This is a genomic window from Enterobacter cloacae complex sp. P13B, from assembly GCF_014895915.1.
In the GTDB taxonomy this organism is placed as follows: domain Bacteria; phylum Pseudomonadota; class Gammaproteobacteria; order Enterobacterales; family Enterobacteriaceae; genus Enterobacter; species Enterobacter bugandensis.
On record NZ_JADBQN010000121.1, the window covers coordinates 1 to 962 of the forward strand.

Below are 962 nucleotides of genomic sequence, written 5' to 3' on the forward strand. Positions count from 1 at the left end.
CTCTACCATTCTCTAATTGTTTAAATTCAAATGTTACTTGTTCCCATTCAAATTTATATTCATGACCACAATCATGTGTTACGAACCAGTAACGTTTATCAGATAGATTGAATTCACTATTGATTAGATCATTCTTAAACAGTGGTGTACTGGCTACTACTGTTAATGCATCTTCACCAAATGTTGAAGTACGTCCCTCTGCAAGTTTGATTGGGTTGCCCTGTTCACCTATTACCAAGTTACTTACTTCATCAAGTAGTACTGTTGAACATGTAACGCCACGTAGATCTTTTGGAGTATTCATATTAAGCCAGTAGATAAACGTACCATTGCGTAGTTCTGTCTGCTTGGCATTGTTAGCGGCGTTTTTATCTGATTTACTTGTGATTAGTTTTGATAGTACTGGTGAAGTTTCTACTACGGGCATAAACTTACCCTGCTTAAACTTTTTAATGTCATCTTCACTACTGGATGCAAAAGCAAAGTTAGCCGGATCATTTGCCATTTTGTTTAATGCTATTGCGGTCATAACCTGCGTCTTGAGCAGTTGACTACATGCCTGAATAACCACTTTCTTAGTACTACGCTCCTGTGCTATATCCATTGGCAAGCACTGAAAATTCCAGGGGGAATAGTCAAGCCCCATTCCAGGACCGTCGATTAGTTTCATTACTCCACCAGCTTTAATCCAATCACTCGTTTTCTGTTTTAGTGGTGGCTTGATCGTCGGTAGTACTTTCTTGAGTAGTGTCGTTAATTTCGTCTTGTTCGATTTCTTCATTTTCTAAGATATCCATATCATCAGGTAGCTCGAATTCCATTTCTCCGAGTTCTGTTAGTGTTGAATCTATTATGTCTTTCAGGCGGTCGCGTAAATCCTTCGCGTTATCCATTGCGAATAGTTCTAGGTAAAATTTATTGGGTAGTGAACGAATAGTGGTTTTTAATTTATATAGATAGGC

1 protein-coding gene and 1 pseudogene are annotated in these 962 nt (G+C 38.3%); both read right to left on the minus strand.

Annotated features, from left to right (window positions below; genetic code table 11):
* A partial coding sequence (locus tag IM273_RS22215) for a phage terminase large subunit family protein (protein WP_226857986.1) occupies nt 1–670 on the minus strand: 670 nt, incomplete at its 3' end.
* Between the two features lie 22 nt (nt 671–692).
* Nucleotides 693–962: pseudogene (locus IM273_RS22220) on the minus strand (hypothetical protein); the annotation flags it as partial.